This window comes from Pseudomonadales bacterium (assembly GCA_024234215.1).
Classification (GTDB): domain Bacteria; phylum Pseudomonadota; class Gammaproteobacteria; order Pseudomonadales; family UBA5862; genus JACKOQ01.
The window spans coordinates 296,002-320,398 of sequence record JACKOQ010000002.1; the positions used below are offsets into that span (position 1 = coordinate 296,002).

At 64.3% G+C, this 24,397-nt stretch carries 21 protein-coding genes; 15 read left to right on the top strand and 6 right to left on the bottom strand.

Features of this window, described 5'->3' with window-relative positions:
- Window positions 1-33: 33 nt before the first annotated feature.
- On the bottom strand, window positions 34-462 hold the full coding sequence (locus tag H7A13_05760) for a TIGR01244 family phosphatase (protein MCP5332848.1): 429 nt from the start codon (window positions 460-462) through the stop codon (window positions 34-36).
- A gap of 176 nt (window positions 463-638) precedes the next feature.
- Between H7A13_05760 and H7A13_05765 the strand changes: the two genes are divergently transcribed.
- Window positions 639-905, top strand: coding sequence for a hypothetical protein (locus tag H7A13_05765; protein ID MCP5332849.1), 267 nt, complete (start codon window positions 639-641; stop codon window positions 903-905).
- An 18-nt stretch (window positions 906-923) separates the two neighbouring features.
- On the opposite strand, the gene thrH is transcribed toward H7A13_05765, so the two are convergent.
- Entirely contained in the window at window positions 924-1,541 is a 618-nt protein-coding gene (gene thrH, locus H7A13_05770; GenBank protein ID MCP5332850.1) for a bifunctional phosphoserine phosphatase/homoserine phosphotransferase ThrH, read from the bottom strand.
- A gap of 241 nt (window positions 1,542-1,782) precedes the next feature.
- Between thrH and H7A13_05775 the strand changes: the two genes are divergently transcribed.
- The 14 genes from H7A13_05775 to aroQ all read left to right on the top strand — a co-directional run bounded on the left by H7A13_05775 (window position 1,783) and on the right by aroQ (window position 20,762).
- The gene (locus tag H7A13_05775) at window positions 1,783-2,508 is read left to right on the top strand and encodes a phosphoadenylyl-sulfate reductase (protein MCP5332851.1); all 726 of its coding nucleotides are present in this window, start codon (window positions 1,783-1,785) and stop codon (window positions 2,506-2,508) included.
- A gap of 220 nt (window positions 2,509-2,728) precedes the next feature.
- Window positions 2,729-4,282: a bifunctional phosphoribosylaminoimidazolecarboxamide formyltransferase/IMP cyclohydrolase gene (gene purH / locus H7A13_05780; GenBank protein ID MCP5332852.1), complete on the top strand. Its 1,554-nt coding sequence runs from the start codon at window positions 2,729-2,731 to the stop codon at window positions 4,280-4,282.
- Window positions 4,283-4,297: 15 nt separating this feature from the next.
- Window positions 4,298-5,593, top strand: coding sequence for a phosphoribosylamine--glycine ligase (gene purD / locus H7A13_05785; protein MCP5332853.1), 1,296 nt, complete (start codon window positions 4,298-4,300; stop codon window positions 5,591-5,593).
- 7 nt (window positions 5,594-5,600) lie between these two features.
- Entirely contained in the window at window positions 5,601-6,194 is a 594-nt protein-coding gene (locus H7A13_05790; GenBank protein ID MCP5332854.1) for an LON peptidase substrate-binding domain-containing protein, read from the top strand.
- 36 nt (window positions 6,195-6,230) lie between these two features.
- Entirely contained in the window at window positions 6,231-6,500 is a 270-nt protein-coding gene (locus H7A13_05795; GenBank protein ID MCP5332855.1) for a DUF493 domain-containing protein, read from the top strand.
- The gene (gene lipB, locus H7A13_05800) at window positions 6,497-7,159 is read left to right on the top strand and encodes a lipoyl(octanoyl) transferase LipB (protein ID MCP5332856.1); all 663 of its coding nucleotides are present in this window, start codon (window positions 6,497-6,499) and stop codon (window positions 7,157-7,159) included. The genes H7A13_05795 and lipB overlap by 4 nt, the downstream gene beginning before the upstream one ends.
- Window positions 7,160-7,163: 4 nt before the next feature.
- Window positions 7,164-8,147 (top strand): lipoyl synthase, encoded by a 984-nt coding sequence (gene lipA, locus H7A13_05805; GenBank protein MCP5332857.1) that lies wholly within the window; start codon window positions 7,164-7,166, stop codon window positions 8,145-8,147.
- A gap of 139 nt (window positions 8,148-8,286) precedes the next feature.
- A complete protein-coding gene (locus H7A13_05810; GenBank protein ID MCP5332858.1) occupies window positions 8,287-10,065 on the top strand; it encodes a DUF1446 domain-containing protein in 1,779 nt (592 codons plus the stop codon).
- A 65-nt stretch (window positions 10,066-10,130) separates the two neighbouring features.
- Window positions 10,131-10,940, top strand: a complete 810-nt coding sequence (locus H7A13_05815; protein MCP5332859.1) for an enoyl-CoA hydratase/isomerase family protein — start codon at window positions 10,131-10,133, stop codon at window positions 10,938-10,940.
- A gap of 70 nt (window positions 10,941-11,010) precedes the next feature.
- Entirely contained in the window at window positions 11,011-12,633 is a 1,623-nt protein-coding gene (locus H7A13_05820) for an acyl-CoA carboxylase subunit beta (GenBank protein ID MCP5332860.1), read from the top strand.
- A 69-nt stretch (window positions 12,634-12,702) separates the two neighbouring features.
- Window positions 12,703-14,691: an acetyl/propionyl/methylcrotonyl-CoA carboxylase subunit alpha gene (locus H7A13_05825; GenBank protein ID MCP5332861.1), complete on the top strand. Its 1,989-nt coding sequence runs from the start codon at window positions 12,703-12,705 to the stop codon at window positions 14,689-14,691.
- Between the two features lie 226 nt (window positions 14,692-14,917).
- On the top strand, window positions 14,918-18,397 hold the full coding sequence (gene mfd / locus H7A13_05830) for a transcription-repair coupling factor (protein ID MCP5332862.1): 3,480 nt from the start codon (window positions 14,918-14,920) through the stop codon (window positions 18,395-18,397).
- Window positions 18,398-18,516: 119 nt separating this feature from the next.
- Window positions 18,517-19,434: an alpha/beta hydrolase gene (locus tag H7A13_05835; protein MCP5332863.1), complete on the top strand. Its 918-nt coding sequence runs from the start codon at window positions 18,517-18,519 to the stop codon at window positions 19,432-19,434.
- 5 nt (window positions 19,435-19,439) lie between these two features.
- Window positions 19,440-20,762, top strand: a complete 1,323-nt coding sequence (gene aroQ, locus H7A13_05840) for a gamma subclass chorismate mutase AroQ (GenBank protein MCP5332864.1) — start codon at window positions 19,440-19,442, stop codon at window positions 20,760-20,762.
- A gap of 273 nt (window positions 20,763-21,035) precedes the next feature.
- Here aroQ and H7A13_05845 read toward each other — a convergent pair whose 3' ends face one another.
- From H7A13_05845 to H7A13_05860, 4 genes are all read right to left on the bottom strand, one after another.
- Window positions 21,036-21,344: an RNA-binding protein gene (locus H7A13_05845; protein ID MCP5332865.1), complete on the bottom strand. Its 309-nt coding sequence runs from the start codon at window positions 21,342-21,344 to the stop codon at window positions 21,036-21,038.
- Between the two features lie 406 nt (window positions 21,345-21,750).
- Entirely contained in the window at window positions 21,751-22,614 is an 864-nt protein-coding gene (locus tag H7A13_05850) for an ABC transporter permease (GenBank protein MCP5332866.1), read from the bottom strand.
- The gene (locus H7A13_05855; GenBank protein MCP5332867.1) at window positions 22,614-23,372 is read right to left on the bottom strand and encodes an ABC transporter ATP-binding protein; all 759 of its coding nucleotides are present in this window, start codon (window positions 23,370-23,372) and stop codon (window positions 22,614-22,616) included. The genes H7A13_05850 and H7A13_05855 overlap by 1 nt, the downstream gene beginning before the upstream one ends.
- 9 nt (window positions 23,373-23,381) lie before the next feature.
- Window positions 23,382-24,371, bottom strand: a complete 990-nt coding sequence (locus H7A13_05860; protein ID MCP5332868.1) for an ABC transporter substrate-binding protein — start codon at window positions 24,369-24,371, stop codon at window positions 23,382-23,384.
- Between the last annotated feature and the right edge of the window lie 26 nt (window positions 24,372-24,397).

The window sequence follows — 24,397 nt, forward strand, 5'->3', positions numbered from 1 at the left end:
GACCCGGCCGGCACGGCCGGATCCGCTGCGCGCTCACTGATCGCCGAAGTGGCGAATCAGCGGCTCCTGGGCGGTGAGGTCATAGCCATTGCGAGCCGCCTCGGCCAGCAGCTCGGCCAGCGGCCGCCCGGCACGCACCGCCATGATGGCATGCAGGATCGCGCAGCGGGTGCCGGTGCGGCAGAAGGCGAAGACCGGTGCCTGATCGGCCACCAGTGCCTCCATCTGCTCGATCTGCGCCTCATGCAGGCCCGGCAGCGTGATCGGCAGGTGGTGGTACTCCAGCCCCAGCGCCTTCGCCTTCGCTTCCAGTTCGGCGCTGCGTGGCTGTCCCGGCTCCTCGCCATCGGGCCGGTTGTTGATCACCCGGCGGTAGCCGAGCGCCGCCACCTCTTCGAGCGCCTCGGGACGAATCTGCGGATGGACCGCAAAGCGGTCGGTGAAGCGGATCGGCTTGACCATGAAAGACTCCTTGACCAGTTTCGCGCCATGATAGCCCAGATCGGCCACGCCGCCGCACGAGGGCGCGGGCCGAACATCCGGTTCGTCGCTGCGAATCGATGCGCTTGCCGGTCAGCGCCACCGCCCGCCTTTTGCCTTGAACTTGCCAGCCCCTGTTCTCCAAATGGAAAACTGCCATGAAAGTGGTCTCTTTTTATGAAATGGCGCCCGATGCCTTGCCGAAAATCAGGGCGCACTACCCGGCGCATCGTGCCAGGCTCGATGCGTTCCATGCGCGCGGCATCGTGCTGGCGGCCGGGCCCTTCGGTGACCCGACGGAGGGGGCCATGGGCATCTTCGCCAGCCGCGAGGGGGCCGAGGAGTTCATTCAGGGCGACCCATTCGTGACCGAAGGTCTGGTCAGTCGCTGGCGTCTGCTCGCGTGGAACGCGCTCTTTATCTGAATGTGTCGAGGCAGCCGTTCAGCGCGACAATTTCCTGTCGCTGGCGGCCAGAAAACGCTCCTTCAGCTCGTCATACTCCCGGGCCGTGGGGAACTGCGGGAATTCGGCCACCACATTGGCCGGCGCACGAAACAGGATGCCGGCATCCGAGGCGGCCAGCATCGTGGTGTCGTTGTAGGAGTCACCGGCGCTGATCACCCGGAAGTTGAGGCTCTTGAAGGCCTCGACGGCGTGACGCTTGGGATCTTTCTGCCGCAGCAGGTAGTCGACCACCCGCCCCTGCTCATCGACCTGCAGGCGGTGACAGAGCAGCGCCGGCCAGCCGAGCTGGCGCATCAGCGGCTGGGCGAACTCATAGAAGGTGTCGGAGAGAATCACCACCTGGAACCGCTCGCGCAGCCAGTCGACGAACTCCAGCGCGCCCGGCAGCGGCCCCATGCGGTCGATCACCCGCTGGATGTCGGGCAGGCCGAAGCCATGCTGATCGAGCAGCGCCAGCCGCTGGCGCATCAACCGGTCGTAGTCGGGGATGTCGCGGGTGGTGGCGCGCAGCTCGGCGATGCCGGTTTCGTCGGCAAAGTTGATCCAGATCTCCGGAACCAGCACCCCTTCCAGATCAAGACAGGCGATCTCCACGGCTTACCCCTTGTTTGCATGGTGAAACAGCGCCGGACCGGCTCCGGCTTGGTGGCGTCAGTATATCAACCCGCCCCGATCGGGTCGCTGCTCGATGGCGCCCCCACCGTTCATGGCCTGACTGGCCATGAATCCAGCTTCTATCGATAAAACGATTTGATCTTTATGCCGCTGTCACACCGTTGTTACACTGCGTGCCCGCTCCAGCACACCACTTCAGATCAAGCCACGGGTCATTGCCATGCAGCTCTCCCCCGCCGACATTGCCAGCCAGGCCGAACAGTTGGCCGCCAAAAGCCCGCGGGAGATCCTGCGCCACGCCTTTGCCCGGTTCGACGCCATCGCCATCTCCTTCAGCGGTGCCGAGGATGTGGTGCTGATCGACATGGCCGTGAAGCTGAACAAGGCGGTGCAGGTCTTCTCGATCGACACCGGTCGGCTGCACCCCGAGACCTACCGCTTCATCGACCGGGTGCGCGAGCACTATCAGATTCCGATCGAGCTGCTCTTCCCCGACGCCGACCAGGTGCGGCAACTGGTCAACGCCAAGGGGCTGTTCAGCTTCTACCGTGACGGCCACCAGGAGTGCTGCCAGATCCGCAAGACCAACCCGTTGCGGGCGAAACTGGCCGCCCTCGATGGCTGGATCACCGGTCAGCGGCGCGACCAAAGCCCCTCGACCCGCCAGCAGATTCCAGTGATGGAGCTCGACCCGGCCTTTTCGAGCGAAGCGCGGCAGCTGGTCAAGTTCAACCCACTGGCCAACTGGAGTTCGCAGCAGGTGTGGGACTACATCCGCAGCTTCGATCTGCCCTACAACCCGCTGCACGAGCGCGGTTTCGTCAGCATCGGCTGCGAGCCCTGCACCCGGCCGGTGCTGCCCGGCCAGCACGAGCGCGAGGGGCGCTGGTGGTGGGAAGAGGCCGCCCACAAAGAGTGCGGCCTGCATGTGATCAACCTGAAGTAGTCACGGCCGTTCATCCGGCATCGCCGGCGCCGCGGGCCGTGGCCGCGCGCTCTCCCCCTCCCCGCTTCACGCGCGAAACGGGCCGCTTTTTCGTATAATCGCCGGCCTTTCGACCGTGCCAGTGCCGGTTCACCCACCACCCGGATGGCGCGCCCTCGACCCCGCCTCACCCTTGAGCCTTTTCAGAGCAGAGATGAACAGCCCCTCCTCACCCGATTCGATGACCCCCCGGCGCGCGCTGTTGAGCGTGTCGGACAAGACCGGCCTGATTCCCTTCGCCCAGGCGCTGGCCGCCCGCGGCATCGAGCTGCTGTCGACCGGCGGCACCCACCGTGCCCTGCAGCAGGCCGGCATCGCGGTGCAGGAGGTGTCGGGCTACACCGGCTTTCCGGAGATCATGGGTGGACGGGTGAAGACGCTGCATCCGAAGGTGCATGGCGCCATTCTCGGGCGCCGTGGCGAGGATGACGCCATCGCCGCGGCCCATGGCATCGACTACATCGATCTGGTGGTGGTCAACCTCTACCCGTTCGCCGAGACCATCTCCCGCCCCGACTGCGACCTGGCGATGGCGATCGAGCAGATCGACATCGGCGGCCCGACGATGATCCGGGCGGCAGCCAAGAACCATCGCGATGTCGCCGTGGTGGTCGAGCCGGCGGACTATGAACGGCTGCTGAGCGAACTGGCGTCGACCGGCAGCCTGAGCGCCGCCACCCGGCTGCGGCTGGCCGGGGTCGCCTTTGCACACACTGCCCGCTATGACGATGCGATTGCCAACTATCTGGGCCGCCTCGACGAAGTCGACGGCGAATGCTTTCCGCGCAGCCTCAACCTGCAGTTCGACAAGGTCGAACCGATGCGCTACGGCGAAAACCCGCATCAGCGCGCCGCCTTCTACCGTGAGCGCGACAGCCGCGAGGCGGGCATCGCCACTGCACGGCAACTGCAGGGCAAGGCGCTCTCCTACAACAATGTGGCCGACACCGATGCCGCGCTCGAATGTGTCAAGAGCTTCAGCGAACCGGCCTGCGTGATCGTCAAGCATGCCAACCCCTGCGGCGTGGCGGTGGCCGCCACCCCGCTCGCCGCCTATGAGCTGGCCTATCGGACCGACCCGACCTCGGCCTTTGGCGGCATCATCGCCTTCAACCGTCCGCTCGATCTGGCCTGCGCCAGCGCCATCATCGAACGGCAGTTCGTCGAGGTGATCATCGCGCCGGCGGTGAGCGAGGAGGCGCTGCCGGTGCTGGCCAGCAAACCCAATGTCCGACTGCTGGTCACCGGCGCCTGGGGTGAGCCGCAGCCGGCGCTCGACTACAAGCGGGTGCAGGGCGGCCTGCTGGTGCAGGAGCGCGATCTGGGACAGGTCAGCGCGGCCCAGTTGCGACAGGTGACACGCCGCGCACCCACTGCCGAGGAGCTGGAAGATCTGCTGTTTGCCTGGAGGGTGGCGAAGTTCGTCAAATCCAATGCGATCATCTACGCCCGTGGCGGCAGCACCATCGGCATCGGCGCCGGACAGATGAGCCGGCTCTACAGCGCCCGCATCGCCGGCATCAAGGCCGCCGACGAGGGGCTGACGGTGGCCGGTTCGGTGATGGCCTCCGACGCCTTCTTCCCGTTCCGCGATGGCATCGACACCGCAGCAGCGGCCGGCATCCGCGCGGTGATCCAGCCCGGCGGCTCACTGCGCGATGCCGAGGTGATTGCCGCCGCCGATGAAGCCGACATGGCCATGCTGTTCACCGGCATGCGCCATTTCCGCCACTGATCAGGAGTCCATTCGATGTCTGCCCACACTGTTCTGGTGATCGGCTCCGGTGGCCGTGAACATGCACTGGCCTGGAAGCTGGCACAGTCGCCCCAGGTGGCCAGGGTGCTGGTGGCGCCCGGCAATGCCGGCACAGCCAGTGAGCCCAAGGTCGAGAATGTCGCCATCGATCCGCTCGAGTTCGACCGCCTGGTCGAACTGGCGCGCCAGCAGCAGGTGCGCTGCACGGTGGTGGGGCCGGAGGTGCCGCTGGTGGCGGGCATCGTCGACCGCTTCCAGGCCGAGGGGCTGGCCTGCTTCGGTCCGACCCGGGCGATGGCACAGCTCGAAGGCTCCAAACGCTTCGCCAAGGACTTTCTCGCACGCCACCACATTCCGACCGCCGCCTACCAGAGCTTCACCGAGGTGGCGCCGGCACTGGCCTACATCGATGCCTGCGGCGCCCCGATCGTCGTCAAGGCCGATGGGCTGGCGGCCGGCAAGGGGGTGATCGTGGCACAGAGCGTCGACGAGGCCAAGGCGGCGGTGCAGGAGATGCTGGCCGGTAACGCCTTCGGCGATGCCGGCCATCGGGTGGTGATCGAGGAGTTTCTGACCGGCGAAGAGGCCAGCTTCATCGTCATGGCCGATGGCCGGCATGTGATTGCGCTGGCCACCTCGCAGGACCACAAGGCGCGCGACGACGGTGACCTCGGCCCCAACACCGGCGGCATGGGCGCCTACTCACCGGCACCGGTGATCACGCCGGCGCTGCACCAGCGCATCATGGCCCAGGTCATTCAGCCGACGCTGGCCGGCATGGCCGCCGAGGGGCACCCCTACCACGGCTTTCTCTATGCCGGCCTGATGATCGATGCGGCCGGCGAACCCAGAGTGCTCGAATTCAACTGCCGGTTTGGCGATCCGGAGACGCAGCCGATCCTGCTGCGGTTGCAGTCCGATCTGTTCGAGCTGATCAGCGCAGCGCTCGATGAGCGGCTCGATGGCTGCGAATGCCGCTGGGATCCGCGCCCGGCACTCGGCGTGGTGATGGCCGCTGGCGGCTATCCGGGTGAGTATGCCACCGGCGATCCGATCGAGGGACTCGCACAGCCACTGCCCGACTGCAAGGTGTTCCATGCCGGCACCCGCCTCGATGACGGCCAGGTGGTCACCGCCGGCGGCCGGGTGCTCTGCGTCACCGCGCTCGGCGACAGCGTCGCCGCCGCACAGGCACTGGCCTACCGCAACGTGGCGCAAATCCAGTGGCGGGGCGCCTACTGTCGCCGCGACATCGGCTACCGCGCCGTGGCCCGGGAGCGGCAGCCCTGAGTCGGCGATGAGCAGTTCGATCCCGCTGTTTCCGCTCAAGACCACGCTCTTTCCCAGTGGCCGGATCCAGTTGCAGATCTTCGAGCCGCGCTATCTGGAGATGGTCTCCTTCTGCATGAAACAGAAGGTCGACTTCGGTGTCGTCACCATCATCGAGGGCGAGGAGGTGGGCGAGCTGCCGCGGTTCCACCCGATCGGCACTGAAGCGCGCATCGTCGACTTCCAGCAGCTGCGGCACAACCGGCTCGGACTGCTGGTCGAAGGTGGACGCAAGTTCAGCATCGCGCACCACGCCAGCACCCCCAGTCGCCGGCTGCAGGCCGAGGTAGAGTGGCTGGCGCCAGAACCGCCGCTGGAGGTTCCGGCCGGTCGCTTCGAGATCCTGCAGAGCACCCTGCAGCAGCTGCTGGAGTATCCTTTCGTCGAACGGCTGGCGATGGCGAGCGACCCCACCGAGGCGCGCACGCTGGGCTGGCAACTGTCGCAACTGCTGCCGCTGCCGGCCGATGAGAAGCAGGCGCTGCTGACGCTCGACGATCCACTCGAACGGCTGCTGCAACTGGAACAGATCTTCGACGCGCTGCGACAGGAAGCGCAGTAAACCGCCCCGCCACCCTGGCACCAACCGAGGTCCCGGATGCAACCCACCGAACCGCCGCGCATCGAATTTCCCTGCCGCTATCCGATCAAGGTGATGGGCGAGGCCCGCGATGACTTCGCCGATTTCGTCGTCGCCACCGTCTCCCGCCATGCCCCCGGTTTGCTGTATGAAGAGGTCAGCATCCGCCCCAGCCGTGACGGCAACTACCTGGCGGTCACCCTCTTCATCGAGGCACAGGGCGAGGCGCAACTGGCGCTGATCTTCGGCGCGCTCAAGGGCGACCCGCGGGTGCGCATGGTGTTATGAACCCGGCGGCTGGGCTCAGCGACCTGCTGCGGCTGCGCACCCTCGGCCTGCAACCCTATGATGACTGCTGGCAGGCGATGCAGCGGTTCACCGCGACCCGCGATGCCCACACGCCGGATGAGCTGTGGATCGTGCAGCATCCGCCACTGTTCACGCTGGGTCAGGCCGGTCGGCCGGAGCATCTGCTCGACCCTGGCACCATTCCGGTGCTGCAGAGCGACCGTGGCGGTCAGGTCACCTACCATGGTCCGGGGCAACTGCTGATCTACCTGCTGCTCGATCTGCAACGCAAGGGCATCGGCATCCGCCAGCTGGTGGATGCGATCGAGCAGGCAGTGATCGACTGCCTGAAGACGCTCGGCATCGATGCCGCAACGCACAGCGGCGCGCCCGGCGTCTATGTCGGCGCCGAGAAGATCGCCTCGCTCGGCCTGCGGGTGCGGCGCGGCTGCTCCTATCATGGTCTGGCGCTCAATGTGGCGATGGATCTTGCGCCGTTCCGACGGATCAACCCCTGCGGCCATCCCGGCCTCGGCATGACCCAGGTGAGCCACTTCGTGGCGGAGGCCACGCCCGAATCGGTCACGCCACCGTTGTGCCGGCATCTGATGCAGCGGTTGGCGTATACTCACGGCCACCCACTCACCGGCTGGAGTTGAGCCGATGTCCGAATCCCCGCCCATCCGCTCCCGGCCGCTGGGAGTCCCTGCCGCCGCCGGCATCAAACTGCGCGGCGAAGAGAAGGTCGCCCGCATCCCGGTCAAGGTGATCCCCACCGACACCCTGCCGCGCAAGCCCGCCTGGATCCGGGTGCGCCTGCCCAGCTCTGGCGAGGTGCAGCGCATCCGCACGATTCTGCGGCAGCATCGCCTCAGCACCGTCTGCGAGGAGGCGGCCTGCCCGAACCTGCCGGAGTGTTTCGGCGGCGGCACCGCCACCTTCATGATCATGGGCGACATCTGCACCCGCCGCTGCCCCTTCTGCGACGTCGCCCACGGCCGACCCCAGCCGCTCGATGTCGACGAACCGGCGCAACTGGCCGCCGCGGTGGCCGAACTGAAGCTGCGCTATGTGGTGATCACCTCGGTCGACCGCGATGACCTGCGCGATGGCGGCGGCGGCCACTTCGCCGCCTGCATCGCCGCGCTGCGCCAACGGAGCCCCGGCATCGAGATCGAGATTCTGGTGCCCGACTTTCGCGGCCGCATCGCGCCAGCGCTCGATGCGCTGCTGAGCGCACCGCCCGACATCTTCAACCACAACCTCGAAACCGTCCCCCGGCTCTACCCGTCGGTCCGTCCCGGTGCCGACTACCTGGGCTCACTGCAACTGCTGCAAACATTCAAGGCACGTCAGCCGGCAGTTCCGACCAAATCGGGGCTGATGCTGGGGCTGGGCGAGGCGCGCGACGAACTGATCGAAGTGATGCACGACCTGCGTGCCCATGGGGTCGACATGCTGACGCTCGGCCAGTACCTGCAACCCAGCCGGCACCACCTGCCGGTCAGCCGCTTCGTCACTCCGGACGAATTCAGCGAGCTGGGGGAGATCGCCCGCGGCCTTGGCTTCAGCCAGGTGGCCAGCGCGCCGCTGGTGCGCTCCTCCTACCATGCCGACCGCCAGGCCCACGGTGAAGCGGTCGATTGACCCCGTCAAAATCGGGGGCAGTCTTGTCAGCCGACTGCCTCTGCGTATACCCTTGCTGGCGATTTCGGGGCTGGCGACAAAACAGCCGTCGGCCGGCCTCAGACAGAAAATAACGACAGGCCATTAAGGAGCAGCAACCATGGCGGGTTCCCCCAACGACAAAATCATCATCGGCAACTGCAGCGGCTTCTATGGCGACAAGGTTTCTGCCGCCAGGGATCTGGTGATGGGCGGTCCCATCGATGTGCTGACCGGCGATTACCTGGCCGAGCTGACCATGGTGATCCTCTACCGACAGCGCCTGAAGGATGGCTCTCGCGGCTGGGTCAACACCCATCTGAAGCAGATGGAGCAGGTGATGGGCACCTGCATCGACCGCGGCATCAAGGTGGTCACCAATGCCGGCGGTCTCAACCCCAGGGGCTGCGCCGAAGCGACCCAGGCCCTGGCCGACCAGCTCGGTCTCAAGGTGAAGGTGGCCTACATCGAAGGCGATGACCTGCTGCCACGCATCGGCGAGCTGCAACAGAAGGGTGAGCAGCTCATCAACATGGACAAGGGGATGCCGCTGGCCGAGAGCACCTTTCCACCGGTGACCGCCAACGCCTATCTCGGCTGCTGGGGCATGGTCGATGCGCTCAATCAGGGGGCCGACATCGTCATTGCCCCACGGGTGACCGATGCGGCGGTGGTGATGGCCCCCGCGGCCTGGAAGTTCGGCTGGAAGCGCGACGACTGGGACCGCCTGGCCGGTGCGCTGGCGGCAGGCCATGTAATCGAGTGCGGCTGTCAGGCCACCGGCGGCAACTACTCGTTCTTCCATGAGATTCCCAGCTTCGTCAATGTCGGCTATCCCTGGGCCGAGATCTACCCCGATGGCTCCTTCACCATCTCCAAGCACCCCGACACCGGCGGCGCGGTCACCGTGGGGACGGTCACGGCGCAGATCATGTACGAGATTCGCGGCACCCAGTACCTCAACCCCGATGTCACCGCCCACTTCGACACCCTGCGCATCGAGCAGCGCGGCCGTGACCGGGTCTTCGTCTCCGGCGTCAAAGGCTCGAACCCCCCCCCCTCGCACAAAGTCTGCATCAACACGATGGGGGGCTACAAAAACAAGATGACCTGCGCCATCTATGGCCTGGATGCCGAGAAGAAGGCCAACACCTTCCTCGACGCCTACCTGACCATGCTGGGCGGACGCGAGCAGTTCGACAAGATCGAGACCCAGTTCATCCCGACCCAGAAAGAGAATCCGCCAACCAACGAAGAGGCCTTCTCGCTGTTCCGCATCAATCTGGTGTCGCAGAACCAGAAGCTGGTCGGCCCCTATCTGACACCGAAGATGATCGAGATGGGCCTGGCCAACGTGCCTGGTTTCTCGACCATCGAGAGTGCCGGCGAAGGGCAGGCACTGATCAAGTACTGGCCAGCCCTGGTCAGCAGTGAGTTCATCAGTGAAACGGTGACCTTCGACGGCCAGCAGAAGAGCGTCGCGCCGACGCAGCAGCTCGGTCTGCCCCAGGCAGTGGTCACCAAGCCGGGCTTTCCGATTCCGCCGGTGCCGACCGGTCCCACCGCGCCCACTGCGCTGGGACGGATCTACGCAGCCCGCTCCGGCGACAAGGGCGGGTCGGCCAACGTCGGCATCTGGGGCACGACGCCCGAGTCCTACGCCTTCTTGCGCGACTTCCTCACCGTGGAGCGGCTCAAGGAGATCATGGTCGACGTGCGTCCGTTCGAGATCGAGCGCTACGAGTTCCCCAACCTGTTCGCGCTGAACTTCTACATCCACGACATCCTGCAGGATGGGGTCTCCTCCTCGACCCGCATGGATCCGCAGGCCAAGACCCTGGGCGAATATCTGCGCGCCAAGGTGGTCGAGATTCCGCTGTCAATCCCGCGGGTGTGCTGAAGCAGATGGAAATGCCGGCGTGGCCGATCCACGCTGGCACAGAATAACAATCAAGGAGCAGTTCCATGGCCACACTCACACTCGATGGGCTGGTGTTCGAGTGCGTGATCGTCAGCGTCAGCGATCACATCATGACCATCACCCTCAACCGTCCCGAAAAGAAGAATTCGATCAGCCCGACCCTGGGCACAGAACTCACCTACGCCCTGCGGGTGGCGGAGCAGGAGCGCGACATCCGCGTGGTGGTCCTGGCCGCCAATGGCGACACCTTCTGCGCCGGCGGCGACCTCGGCACGATGGGCGGCGGCGCTGCGCAGCAGAGCCAGAGCACCGTGCCCAAGATCGACGATGGCCGCGAGCTGGCCTCGCTGCTGCGTGACCTCTGCAAGCCCGTCATCGTCAAGGCGCAGGGGCCAGTGCTGGCCGGCGGTCTGCTGATCATCTGCAACGCAACCCATGTCGTCGCCGCCGACCACATCTTCTTCAGCGCGCCGGAGATCAAGCGCGGCATCTGGCCGTTCATGGTGATGGCCGGGCTGTTCCGGGTGATGCCGCGGCGAATCGGCCTCGACTTCATCATGCGCGGCTACAAGATGGATGCCAGAACGGCGCAGCAGCATGGCCTGGCGACCGAGGTGGTGCCGGCCGCGCAGCTCGATGCCCGGGTGGCTGAACTGGCCCAGGAGCTGGCCGATCTCTCGCCAGCCGCCATGCGCCTTGGCCTCGAAGCCTTCTATCGCCAGGAGCTGATGGCCTTCGATGAAGCCATTCCCTTCCTAAAGGAGATGCTCGACAAGAGCCTGAAGACCGCGGATGCCAAGGAGGGCATCACCGCCTTTCTCGAAAAGCGCAAACCGGTCTGGAAAGGTTGCTGAATCCCCCCGTCCGCACGGCCACTCGATCGAAAACCCATCACGAGATTTTGCAGGTACCAAGGAAGCAGTCATGCCCGTCATTCGCACCAAGATCGACTCCAACAGCAGCACCTTCAAAGAGAACGCCGAGTTCATGCTCGAGCAGATCGAAGCGTTTCGTGCCATCGAGCGCAAGATGATCGAGCAGGCCAACAAGGCCGAGAAGAAATTCCGCGAGCGGGGCCAGTTGATGCCGCGCGAGCGGATCGAGATGCTGCTCGATGAAGGCTCGCCCTTCCTCGAACTCTCCACGCTGGCCGGCTACCAGATGGATCCGGAAGATCCCGATGGCGGTGGCGGCGGCAACATCATCGGCATCGGTTATGTCGAAGGCATCCGCTGCATGATCAGCGTCTCCAACTCGGCCTACAAGGGCGGCACCGGCGGTCCGGCCACCGGCAAGAAGAGCTTCCGGATGCAGGAGATCGTGATGGTCAACAACCTGCCGCTGATCTCGCTGACCGAGAGCGGTGGCGCACGTCTGACCCAGGCTGCCGACGTCTTCGTCGATGGCGGTCGCGGTTTCTGCAACCAGAGCCGGATGTCGGCCAAGGGCATTCCGCAGGTGACCGTGGTGCATGGCAATGCCACCGCCGGCGGCGCCTACCAGCCTGGCCTCTCCGACTACATCATCATGGTCAAGGAGCAGGCGAAGATGTTCCTGGCCGGCCCGCCGCTGCTGAAGGCGGCCACCGGTGAGGTCGCCACCGACGAAGAGCTGGGTGGTGCCGAGATGCATTGCAGCGTCTCCGGCTGCGCCGAGTACCTGGCCGAGGATGACGCCGACGGCGTGCGACTGGCGCGTGAGGTGTTCGCCCGCATCCCCTGGAACGAGCAACTGCCACCACGGCCACAACTGAAATACAGCGAGCCGCTCTACCCGAACGAAGAGCTGCTCGGCATCGTGCCGAAGGATCCCCGCGTCCCCTATGACGTGCGCGAGATCATCGCCCGCATCGCCGATGGCTCAGACTTCCTGGAGTTCAAGGGACTGTGGGATCCACACACCGTCTGCGGCCACCTCTCGATCGAAGGCTGGCGCTGCGGCTTCATCGGCAACAACGGCCCGATCACCCACACCGGCTCGGCCAAGGCGGCGCAGTTCATCCAGCTGTGCGACCAGGGACAGATTCCGATCCTGTTCTTCCAGAACACCACCGGTTTCAACGTCGGCACCGAGTATGAGCAGAACGGCATCATCAAGCATGGCTCGAAGATGCTGCAGGCGGTGGCCAACACCCGTGTGCCCAAGATCACCATCGTGGTCGGCTCCTCCTACGGTGCCGGCAACTACGCCATGTGCGGACGCGGGCTCGACCCCCGCTTCATCTTCGCCTGGCCGGTGGCCCACACAGCGGTGATGGGCGGCACCCAGGCCGGCATGGTGATGCGCATCATCTCCGAAGCCAAGTTTGTCCGCATGGGCGTGCCGGTCGACGAGAAGAGCGAGCAGATGATCGCCAAGCTCGAAAAAGAGACCAAGGATGCGCTCGACATCGCCGCCGGCACCATCTACGGCTCGGCCCGGCTGTGGGACGATGGCATCATCGATCCACGCGATACCCGCAAGCTGATCGGCTTTCTGCTCGATCTGTGTTGGGAGGCCGACCACCGCAAGCTGCAGCCCAACACCTTTGGCGTTGGCCGGATGTAACACCAAGACGATTAAGGATAAAAAGCGGCGCCGCAAGGCGCCCGTCAGCCACGGGTCTGGAGTTAACTGATGTTTTCAAAAATCTTGATTGCCAACCGCGGCGAGATCGCCGCCCGGGTCATCCGCACCGCAAAATCGCTCGGCTATCGCACGGTCGCGGTCTACAGCGAGGCCGATGCCGGCGCCCGCCACGTCCGCGAGGCCGACCAGGCCGTGCTGATCGGCCCTTCGCCGGTCGGGCAATCCTACCTGTCGATCGAACGGATCATCGATGCCTGCAGACGTTCCGGCGCCGACGCAGTGCATCCCGGCTACGGCTTTCTCTCCGAGAATATGGCCTTCGCCGCCGCCTGCGAGGCTGCCGGCATCGTCTTCATCGGTCCACCGGCGCCGGCGGTTGAATTGATGGGCAGCAAGCGCCTCTCCAAGATCGCGATGCAGGCCGCCGGCGTACCGACCATCCCCGGCTATGAAGGCGCCGATCAGAGCGATGAGACACTGATCCGCGAAGCCAGGCGGGTCGGCTTTCCACTGATGGTCAAGGCGTCGGCCGGTGGCGGCGGCCGTGGCATGCGGCTGGTGTTCGAAGAGGCCCAACTGGCCGAGCAGATCCGCTCGGCCCGCTCCGAGGCCGAGAACGCCTTCGGCAGCGGCGAACTGATTCTGGAGCGGGCGATCATCGAACCGCGTCACATCGAGATTCAGGTCTTCGCCGACCAGCACGGCAATGTGATTCACCTGGGCGAGCGGGACTGCTCGGTGCAGCGCCGTCACCAGAAGGTGGTCGAGGAGAGCCCGTCGCCCTTCATGGTGCCCGAGCTGCGCGCCAAAATGGGCGAGGCTGCCGTCGCGGCCGCCCGATCCTGCAACTATGTCGGCGCCGGCACCGTCGAATTCCTGGTCGACAAGCACCACAGCTTCTATTTTCTGGAGATGAACACCCGCCTGCAGGTCGAACATCCGGTCACCGAACTGGTCACCGGCACCGATCTGGTCGAGTGGCAGATTCGGGTGGCGGCTGGCGAAAAACTGCCGATGAGCCAGGAGCAGGTCACGCTCACCGGCCATGCCATCGAGGTGCGGCTCTATGCCGAGGAGCCGGCGCTCAACTTCATGCCGCAAACCGGCCCGGTGCTGATGTGGAAGGCGCCCGAACGGCCGGGCCTGCGCATCGACCACGGCATGGTCACCGGCTATGAGATCAGCCCCTTCTACGATCCGATGGTGGCCAAGGTGATCACCTATGGCCAGACCCGCGACGATGCACGTCGCCGGCTGATCACCGGTGTCGAAGACACCGTGCTGCTCGGTCTCAACAGCAACAAGGCGTTTTTGACCAGCATCCTGCGCCACCCGGCCTTTGCCGCCGGCGAAGCCACCACCGCCTTCATCGACCAGCATCTGGGCGATGAGCCGAGCCTGCACCCCTTCAAGCCCGGCGCCCTCGAACTGGGACTGGCTGCGGCCATCCGCTACCTGCAGCAGGGGGCGAAGATCGCCCACCGCCCCGGACTGGCAGGCTGGCGCAATGCGCAGCGGCAACTGAACCGCTACCGCTTCGAGCTGGGGGAAGAGACGCTCGAAGTGTCGCTGAAGGTCGCCGGCAACCTCGAAAACCAGCTCAGCTTCACGGTGTCGACGGCCAGCGGCGAGTCACTCGCCATCGACCGGATCACGCTCGACGGCGAGCGCTGCCACTATCAGCTGAATGGTGTGCTCAACCGCCTGCACTACTTCATCCGCGACCGGGAGATCTACCTCGACACCGCACACGGCAACCTCAAACTGATCGATCGCACGCTCAAGGAACCCGAAGAGGCCGATCTGGCCGGCAGCGGCAAGATCGCTGCGCCGCTCGATGGCACGGTGATCGCCGTCAACGTCAAACCGGGTGACCGGGTTGCCAAGGGCGACATCGTGGTGGTGCTCGATGCGATGAAGATGGAGCATCAACTGCGCAGCGACGTCGACGGCGTGGTCGCCGCAGTCTCGGTCAGCGAGCGGGCCCAGGTGAAGATTCGGCAGATTCTGGCCGAGGTCACCCCCGACGAGGAGTGACACGCCCCGCGCAGGATGGCAGGGCAACCGGCACAGCTGCCCTGCGCGGCCCCTCGCCCGGCAATCCACTGCTGCCCGGCCACTGCTTCACGCGCGTCCGCCTTGGCCCGCGAACGATAAAGGCGGATAATCGCCGCCAGCCAAGGCCTGCCGCCGCGCCCCCCACGGTGGCGGCGACTGGGCCTGTGACCCATCCGCCCGCTCCCTCCTGCCTGCTCTGACCAAGATGACACCTTTTGCTGCTCTGCTCGACAGGCTGCCCACCCGGGCAGCCGAACGGCTGGCGATCGCCCCATTGCCGGGCGCGCTGCCGAGTCTGCTGATCGCCCAGCTGGCCGCCGCGCATGAACGGCTCATTCTGGTGGTCACCATCGACAGTGACGAGGCGATGCGCATCGAGGCCGAACTGCGCTTCTTACTCGCCGCCCAGCCGCAGGTGCCAGTGCTGACCTTTCCCGACCGGGAGACCCTCCCCTACGACAACTTCTCGCCGCATCAGGAGATCATCTCCCAGCGTCTGTCACTGCTCTACCAGTTGCCACAGATCAGACGAGGCGTGCTGGTCATCGCGCTGCCCACCCTGATGCAGCGGCTGCCACCCACCCACTTCCTGCAGGGCCACCATCTGCAACTGCACACCGGGCAGACCTTCTCGATCGAGCGGATGCGCCAGCAGCTCGACGCCGCCGGTTACCGGGCGGTGGAGAATGTCTACGAGCATGGCGAGTTCGCCGTGCGCGGTGCGATCTTCGACCTCTATCCGATGGGCAGCAGCAGCCCCTACCGCATCGAACTGCTGGATGACGAGATCGAATCACTGCGCACCTTCGATGCCGAAAGCCAACGCACCACCGCCAGGGTCGACCGGGTGGAGCTGCTGCCGGCACGCGAATTTCCACTCGACGGCGCCGGCATCGCCACCTTTCGCCGCCGCTGGTATGAATTTTTCGATGTCACCCCCAAGGAGTCGCCGATCTTCGGCGACATCAACCAGGGGATCGCGCCACCCGGCGTAGAATACTATCTACCGCTGTTCTTCGATGAGAGCGCGACCCTGTTCGACTATCTGGCGACCTTGAGCCTGGTGGTCACCATCGGCGAACCGATCCGCGCCGCCCAGCAGTTCTGGCAACAGGTCGGCAACCGTTACGACGAGCTGCGCCATGACCGCGAGAAGCCACTGCTGCCGCCTGCCGAGCTGTTTCTGCCACCCGATGTGCTGACTGAACGGCTGAACCAATTCCCGCAACTGCAACTGCACGGCACCGCGCTCGGCTCCGGAAAAGCGGAGATCCAGCACGATGGCCCGGCGCTGCCCGACCTCACGATCGATGCCAAGGCCAAACACCCACTGACCAAGGTACAGACGTTCCTGCACAACGACGTCAGTCGGCTGCTCTTCGTCGCCGAATCGCCGGGCCGTGCCGAGGCGCTGACCGAACTGCTGAAAAAGGCTGCGCTGCGCCCGGCACCGAGTGCCGGCTGGGAGGCGTTCGTCACCGGCGAAGCCCCCTGTGCCATCACCGTGGCGCCGATCGAGCGCGGCCTCTGGCTGAAGGAGCAGGGCATCGCGCTGGTGACCGAGGCAGAACTTTTTGGCCGCCAGTTGGTACAGCGCAGAAAAAAGGGCCGCGAGAGCGACCAGAGCGACTGGATCTTCAAGAACCTGGCCGAGCTGAGCACCGGCGCGGCGGTGGTGCACATCGACCATGGTGTGGGGCGCTATCAGGGACTGGTCACATTGAGCGTCGACAACCAGGTCAGCGAATTTCTGATGCTGGAGTATGCCGGCGGTGACAAGCTCTATGTACCGGTGGCCTCGCTGCAACTGATCTCGCGCTACAGCGGCGCCGATGATGCCCACCTGCCGCTGCACCGGCTCGGCAGTGATCAGTGGGGCAAGGCCAAACGCAAGGCGGCCGAGAAGATTCGCGACGTCGCCGCCGAACTGCTCGACATCCATGCCCGCCGTGCCGCCCGTGCCGGCCATGCCTGTCGGCTCGACGACGAAGATTATCGTCGCTTCTGTGCCGACTTCCCGTTTGAAGAGACCCCGGACCAGCAGCGGGCGATCGATGCCGTCATCGCCGACATGCTGGCTGCCAAGCCGATGGACCGGCTGATCTGTGGCGATGTCGGTTTCGGCAAGACCGAGGTGGCCATGCGGGCTGCCTTCATCGCGCTGGCCAACCACCGGCAGGTCGCCATTCTGGTGCCAACCACCCTGCTGGCCCAACAGCACTTCGAAAGTTTCCGCGACCGCTTCGTCGACTGGCCGATACGGATCGAGCTGCTGTCACGCTTTCGCACCGCGCGCGAACAGCAGGCCGCACTCGCCGGGATGGCCGATGGCCGGGTCGACATCATCATCGGCACGCACAAGTTGCTGCAGCCCGAGGTGAAGTTCAAACAGCTGGGGCTGATCATCATCGACGAGGAGCACCGCTTCGGCGTGCGGCACAAGGAGCGGCTGAAGGCATTGCGCGCCGAGGTCGACATCCTCACGATGACCGCCACACCGATTCCTCGCACCCTGAACATGGCCATGTCGGGGATGCGCGACATCTCGATCATCACCACCGCGCCGGCACGGCGGCTGTCGGTCAAGACCTTCGTCTGCCGCAAGTCGGCCAGCATCATCCGCGAGGCGGTGACCCGCGAGATTCAGCGTGGTGGCCAGCTCTTCTATCTGCACAACGAAGTCAAGAGCATCGACAAGGCAGCACGCGAGCTGCAGGAGTTGGTGCCGCAGGCCAGGGTCATCATTGCCCATGGACAGATGAGCGAGCGCGAGCTGGAGCAGGCGATGGCCGATTTCCAGCACCGTCGCTTCAACGTGCTGGTCTGCAGCACCATCATCGAAACCGGCATCGACATTCCCAATGCCAACACCATCCTGATCGAGCGGGCCGACCGGTTCGGCCTGGCACAGCTGCACCAGCTGCGTGGCCGGGTCGGCCGTTCCCACCATCAGGCCTACGCCTACCTGCTGGTGCCCGATCGTGAGGCCCTGACCCCCGATGCCACCAAACGGCTGGCGGCGATTCAGGAGGCCGACACCCTGGGGGCCGGCTTCATGCTGGCCAGCCACGATCTGGAGATTCGCGGCGCCGGCGAGCTGCTGGGCGAAGATCAGAGCGGACACATCGGCGAGATCGGCTTCACCCTCTACATGGAGATGCTCGAACGCGCCGTCGCCACCCTGCGCGAAGGCAAGGTCTATGATCCGGAACAGCCATTGGCCAGCGGGCTGGATGTCAACCTGCGCGGGGTGCCAGCACTGATTCCCGAGGAGTACCTGCCCGACGTGCATGGCCGGCTGGTGCTCTACAAGCGCATCGCCAGTTGCCGCTCCGATGCGGCACTGCGCGAATTGCAGGTGGAGATGATCGACCGCTTCGGCCTGCTGCCGATGCAGATCAGGAACCTGTTCGCCATCAGCGCGCTCAAGCTGCGCTGCACGGCGCTGGGTATCATCCGACTCGAAGCCGGTGGCAGTGGCGGCAGCCTCGAATTCGATGTCAAAACCCCGATCGACCCGCTAACCCTGGTGCGCCTGGTGCAGCGCGACCCGGCCCGTCATCAGCTGCGTGGTGCCACCACCCTCAAATTCAGCTGGCAGCAGGCCAACCCCGATGCCCAGCAACGGCTGCTGGAAATCGAAGCTCTGCTGGCCACGCTGGCGGGGGAGATGCCATCGGCCTGACCCGACTGCCGAGGCGGCTGTCCGCTAGGTGGCAAGGCACGGAAAATGCTAAGGCTCCTGTATAATCGGCCGTTTAAAACGCGTGTCCAAGCAGTCATTCGTCCCGTCACGGAGCCGTCATGTCAGGAACCATCACCTCACCCCCCGCCTGGTTCAGCAATGCAGTTGCCGCCCCCTACGAAGACCACTTCATCGAGGTCGAGGGGTGCCGGATCCACTACCTGCACTGGGTCGACCCGGAACGGGCCCAAAAGCCAGGCCTGTTGTTCGTCCATGGGGGTGGCGCACATGCCCACTGGTGGAGCTTCATTGCCCCGTTCTTTCGTGACACCCACTCTGTCGCCGCCATCGACATCAGCGGCATGGGCGACAGCGGGCACCGCGAGGCGTACCCCCCTGCCACCTATGCCCGTGAACTGATCTCGGTCTGCGAAGCGGCCGGCTTTGGCAATGATGCCGTCATTGTCGCCCACAGCTTCGGCGGCTTCGGCACCATCAAGACCGGCTTTCTCTATCCCGATCGCCTGAAAGGCATCATGATCGTCGACACTGTGGTGATGTCACCCGAGACCTTTGAGAAACGAGACGAAACCAGCACGCCATTCCGGCCGAAAAAGACCTATCCCGACATCGAGACCGCACTTAGCCGCTTCCGTCTGCTGCCCGAACAGCCCTGTGCCAATCACTACATCATCGACCACATTGCCCGTCATTCGCTGATGCCGGTCGAAGGTGGCGTGATGTGGAAGTTCGACCACGAATTCAACACCAAGATGGACTACCGCGAACTGGTCGAGGACATTCCCCGGCTGCGCTGCAAACGGGTGGTGATCCATGGCGCCGAAAGCATCTTCTTCAACTCCAAGGCAACTGCCTGGATGCAGCAGCTCTACGGTCCCGAGGTGCCTTTCATCGCGGTGCCGCGCGCGCAGCACCACGTCTTTCTCGATGAACCGCTGGCCTTCATCGAGACCGTGCGCGGCGTCCTGACCGATTGGGACGCGCAGGCCACCCCGCGCAGCGCCAACGCCGGTTGAACGCCTTGTCCGGCGCGCTCCCGGCAACTGCCTGCCGGCCGTTCAGATGGCTGCTGCAGGCCGCACTCCTTGGCCTGCTCTGCTGCGCGTCACTGCACGCAGCGGAACCGCCGCTGCGTGCACTCTATGGGCTGGTCGATGAGCGGCTGGAACTGATGAAAGCCGTTGCACTCTACAAGCGGGCCCATCAGCTTCCAGTCGAGGATCTCAAGCGCGAGCAGGCGATCATCGATCGGGTTGCCAGCGATGCCGGACAGCTCGACCTCGACCCGACCACCACCCAAGCCTTTTTCCAGGCGCAGATGGAGGCAGGTAAACAGCTTCAGCACGGTTGGTTGCAGCGGTGGCAGCAGCAGCCTCCTCAGGGATTGGAGGTGGTCGATCTGGCCAAGGAGATTCGGCCACGACTGGATCAAATCAACAGCCGGATGTTGGTCGCTCTGAAGGCTGCTCTGCCGACATTGATCGAAGTTGATCTCTACGCGGCACACCAGGCGCAGTTCAATCGGCAGGTCGATGCCGAACTGCTGAGCGACACCGACCGACAGGCGCTTCTCACCCCGCTGCTGGCGGTCAGAGCAACCAGCGCCGCCACGGCCTACAGCCGGCTCGATCAAATCATTGCGCGTGGTTATCTGCGGATCGGCACCACCGGCGACTATCCACCGTTCAGCGAATGGCGCCAGGCGGACAATGGCTTTGCCGGCATCGACATCGAGCTGGCACGGGAGCTGGCCAAAAGCCTGGGGGGGGTAGAGGCGCGATTTGTACGCACTTCCTGGCCACAATTGAGCAGCGATCTGCTGGCAAACCGCTATGACCTTGCGATGAGCGGTGTCAGCATCACGCTGGCGCGGCAGCAGATCGGGCTCTTTTCGCAGCGCTACCACCTCGGCGGCAAGACGCCGATCGCCCGCTGTTCTGAGCGCGAACGCTTCTCAAGCCTTGAAAGGATCGATCAACCGGGCATCGAGGTGATCGTCAACCCGGGTGGCACCAACCAGCAGTTTGCCGAAACCAACCTGAAACGGGCCACCCTGATCCGCCACCCCGACAACAACACCATCTTCGATGAGATCATTCAGGGGCGGGCGGACGTGATGATCACCGATGACATCGAGGTCACACTGCAAAGTCGCAAACACCCGGAACTCTGTCCCACCATGCCGGGCAGCACCCTAAACAAGAGCGCCAAGGGCATCCTGCTGCCACGTGATCCAATCCTGAAGGCCTATATCGACACTTGGCTCGAGCAGATGCGGCTGGACGGCAAGATCGACCGTCTGTTCATCGAACATCTGGGCAGTGCACCAGTCACAGCGCCCTGATGGAGGGGCTTTTTCTTATTCTTGCGCAAGATTCAGGCAGCAACAGACAGCACAAGGCTGATCTGCACTGGGTGACGCAGCACATGAAGCGCACGAATGGATGACACCGAATTCGAGCCGAAATTCGCACTCAAAAAAGATGTCTGCCCGAAATTGGGCCACGTCAGACCTCGTCAGCAGCCGCAGGGCTCCTTTGAGCTTAAAGTGCCCTGCGGACTGAACTGATCTGCTTCACCATCGAACCCTGCCGACGGCGAAGCAGGACGGGTATGCTCAGAAACGGTCCCGACGGGGTGGACGGCCAGCGCCCGCGCCCCCGCCAAAGCCGCCACCGCCGTTTTCACGCGGACGGGCTTCGTTGACGCGCAGGTTGCGGCCTTCGATCGGACGATCATTGAGCGACTTGATGGCGGTTTCGGCTTGGCCTTTATCAGCCATCTCCACGAAACCAAAGCCTTTCGACTGGTTCGTGGCCCGGTCAATGATCACATTTGCGGACCGCACCTCACCAAATTCAGCAAACAGTTCACGCAACTGATCGCTGCTGAATTTATAAGGGAGGTTTCCAACGTAGATATTCATGCAAAATTCTCATCAAAAAAACGTGCGTTTGAGCTTCAAGTACACCACCATCCGGTCGAGCGCACTTACCGGATCATGGCAATTGGCCGGTCATGGCCAATTCTTTTGGAACAGATTCCGCAGGTTGAATGCGCCTGAAAGACCGACTTGACAGGATTTTGATCCACTTCGCTGGCGATGCTGTCGAGGTGACGAGAGGGCCGGAACCTGAACTGATCAGGTGGGAACACAGAGCCTCCACGACCATTGATCGCGGCATGAGAACGAGGGTCTATCGCTGACTGGGCGGTCTTCTCTTCATGATTCAAAGTCGCGGATTGTCCATGACGCCAAATTATATGGATGATTGACAGACCTTGCAACCCTCTTCGGCTATTTTTTCATGACAATCCGCAGCACGGCAGGCTCAGTGCACCATGCCCCAGCGACGAATGGTGCATTGCTCCAGAATGGAAAAGAGCCCTTCGAACAGCAAGCCGATGAGCATGATGGCGAGGATTCCGGCATAGACGGTGGGCATCTCCAGATTCTGTTTCGCAGTCATGACGAACCAGCCCAACCCGCCATTGCCGGAGACCGCGCCCAGCACCATCTCGATCGCGATCAGGGCACGGAAGGCATTGGCCACACCGCCACGGATGCCGGTCATGATCGAGGGCAGTGAGGCGGGCACCAGAATGCGCAGGGTATAACCCAGCCCATGCAGCCCGATGTTGAGTCCGACCTGCCGCAAGGTGTCAGGCACACTGCGAAACCCCTGAAACATCGCCACCGCCACCGGAAACAGGGTTGCCCAGGAGGTGATGAAGACGATCGATGACCAGGAGATGCCGAACCACATCAGCGCCAGCGGAAAGATCGCCACTGCCGGCAGCGGCGCAAAACCGGAGGTGATGGTGCCGAGCAAGGTTTCGCCGAAACGCAGATTGATCGCCAGGATCACCAGCAGCGTGGCGATCACGCTGCCGACTGCAAAACCGGTGCAAAGCGCCCGCAGCGACTCCCACAGATGGGCCAGAAGATCGCCTTGCGGAGCCACCATCGCATCGCGCAGGGCCACGAGGGTGTCGCCGAGGGTGGGGAGCAGCAGCGGCGCATTCGCCTGGCGGGCGGTGACCTCCCACAGCAGGCAGAGCAGAATCACCACTCCAAGCTGTCGAACCAGTGGGCGATCGAACAGCCAGTGCCAGGCGCTCCGGGTTATGGCCTCGAGCCCGACGGGCTGACTCTGCTGCTCGACGATGTAGTGCGGGCGTGGAGCCGAATTCATCAGTTGGACTCCTGTTCCAGATCACCGCTGTCGGCATGGATCAGCCGGGAGATGGTCTGGGTCAACTCCTGAGATGAAACTCTGCCGGGGTCGAGCAGCGCCTTGATCTGCCCGGGGTGGGGTGAGAGCACCAAGATGGCGCTGCCCAGCTTGACCGCCTCGGGAATGTCGTGGGTGACGAACAGCAGCGTGGTGCCGGTCTGCCGTTGCAGTTGCAGCAGTTCATCCTGCAGGCGGCTGCGGGTCAGCGCATCGAGCGCCGAGAAGGGCTCATCGAGCAGCAGCATGACCGGCTCGACCGCCAGCGCGCGGGCAATGGCGACCCGCATCTTCATGCCGCCGGAGAGCTGATGCGGATAGAGGTCGAGCGCACGGCTCAGGTCGACCTTGTCCAGAAAGGCCCTGGCCCGCTCGCGGGCCTCGCCCTTGGCCACACCGTTGCGCAGCAGCGGGTAGGCGACATTGTCCAGCACCCGCTTCCACGGCAGCAACTGGTTGGCATCCTGCCAGACCACCATGCGGTCGATGCCGGGCGCGGTGACCGACTTGCCATCGAGCTCGATCTGCCCCGATCTGGGGCGCAAAAAACCGGCAATCGCCTTGAGCAAGGTCGATTTTCCACAGCCGGAACGGCCGAGGATGATGAAGCGGTCGCCACGCCGGATGTCGAAGCTGACCCGATGCAGCACCGGCATCGCATTGTTTCCAGCCCCATACACGAGGGTCAGATCACGCACTGTCAGCAGCGGCGCGCTCATGGCCGCCCCTCAGCTGCCCGGCTGATCGTGCAGTTCGGGCATGCTCAGCGCCTTCCAGTCATAGCGGCCCTTGACACTGCCAACCTCATGCATGAAGCGGGCATAGTGACCGATGCCACGCGGCACTTCGCCAAACTCGAGGTCGGTCGAATCGAGCTGCTTCAGCACCTCATCGAGGGTTTCACGGCTGTTTTCGCGGCGCAGGTAGAGTTGGGCGGCGGCGGTCCCGTCCTGTGCGATGCGCGCCTTCGCACGCTGGATGGCACTGCGCACGGCGGCATGGAGGTTGGGATTGCGCGCGCGGAAGCGCTCGGACCCCACCAGCACGATGAAGGTGCTCTTGTCACCCAGAATGCTGTAGGAGTCGAGCAGCGGTCTGACCTTGCCTTGGCCGCGCTCGATCTCGGCCTGCGCAAAGGGCGGCGAAGTGAAGTGAGCCGAGACCACACCGGACAGCAGTGCGTTCATGCCGTCGGGATGGGCCATCGATACGGTCAGACGATCGAGCAGAAACGGATCGCCACACTGCGCCTTGGCCGCCATCTGCAGTGTCACCGCCTGCACCGAGATCTTGATGGTGGGCAGCGCGATCTTGTCACCGGTATCGAACTGGCAGATCGATTTGACGCGGTCGTTGGTGGTGTTGAGCGTCATCGGCAGGCTGACGATGACCGAGACCAGTTTGATGTCACCTCGGGTCTTGTCATGCATGTTGACCAGCGTGGGTGGACCCACTGCGCCGAAATCGACCTGCCCGGCAATCAGTGCATCGCGGATCATGCCCGCGGAGCCGAGATTGAGCAGCTTGACCTTGAGGTTGGGCAGACCCAGCCGGGCCGCCTCCTCTTCGATCAGATGCTGTTCATCGGCCAGCAGCAGTGGCAGATAGGCAATGCCGTTCTGGATCGCCAGCGTGACGCTCTCGGCCTCATCGGCATGCACCGGTGCCAGGCCGCCCAGCGACAATGTCAGCAGCAGGGTACGCAGGAGTCTTCGCATCGACCGTCTCCGGGTCAAGTTGCCAC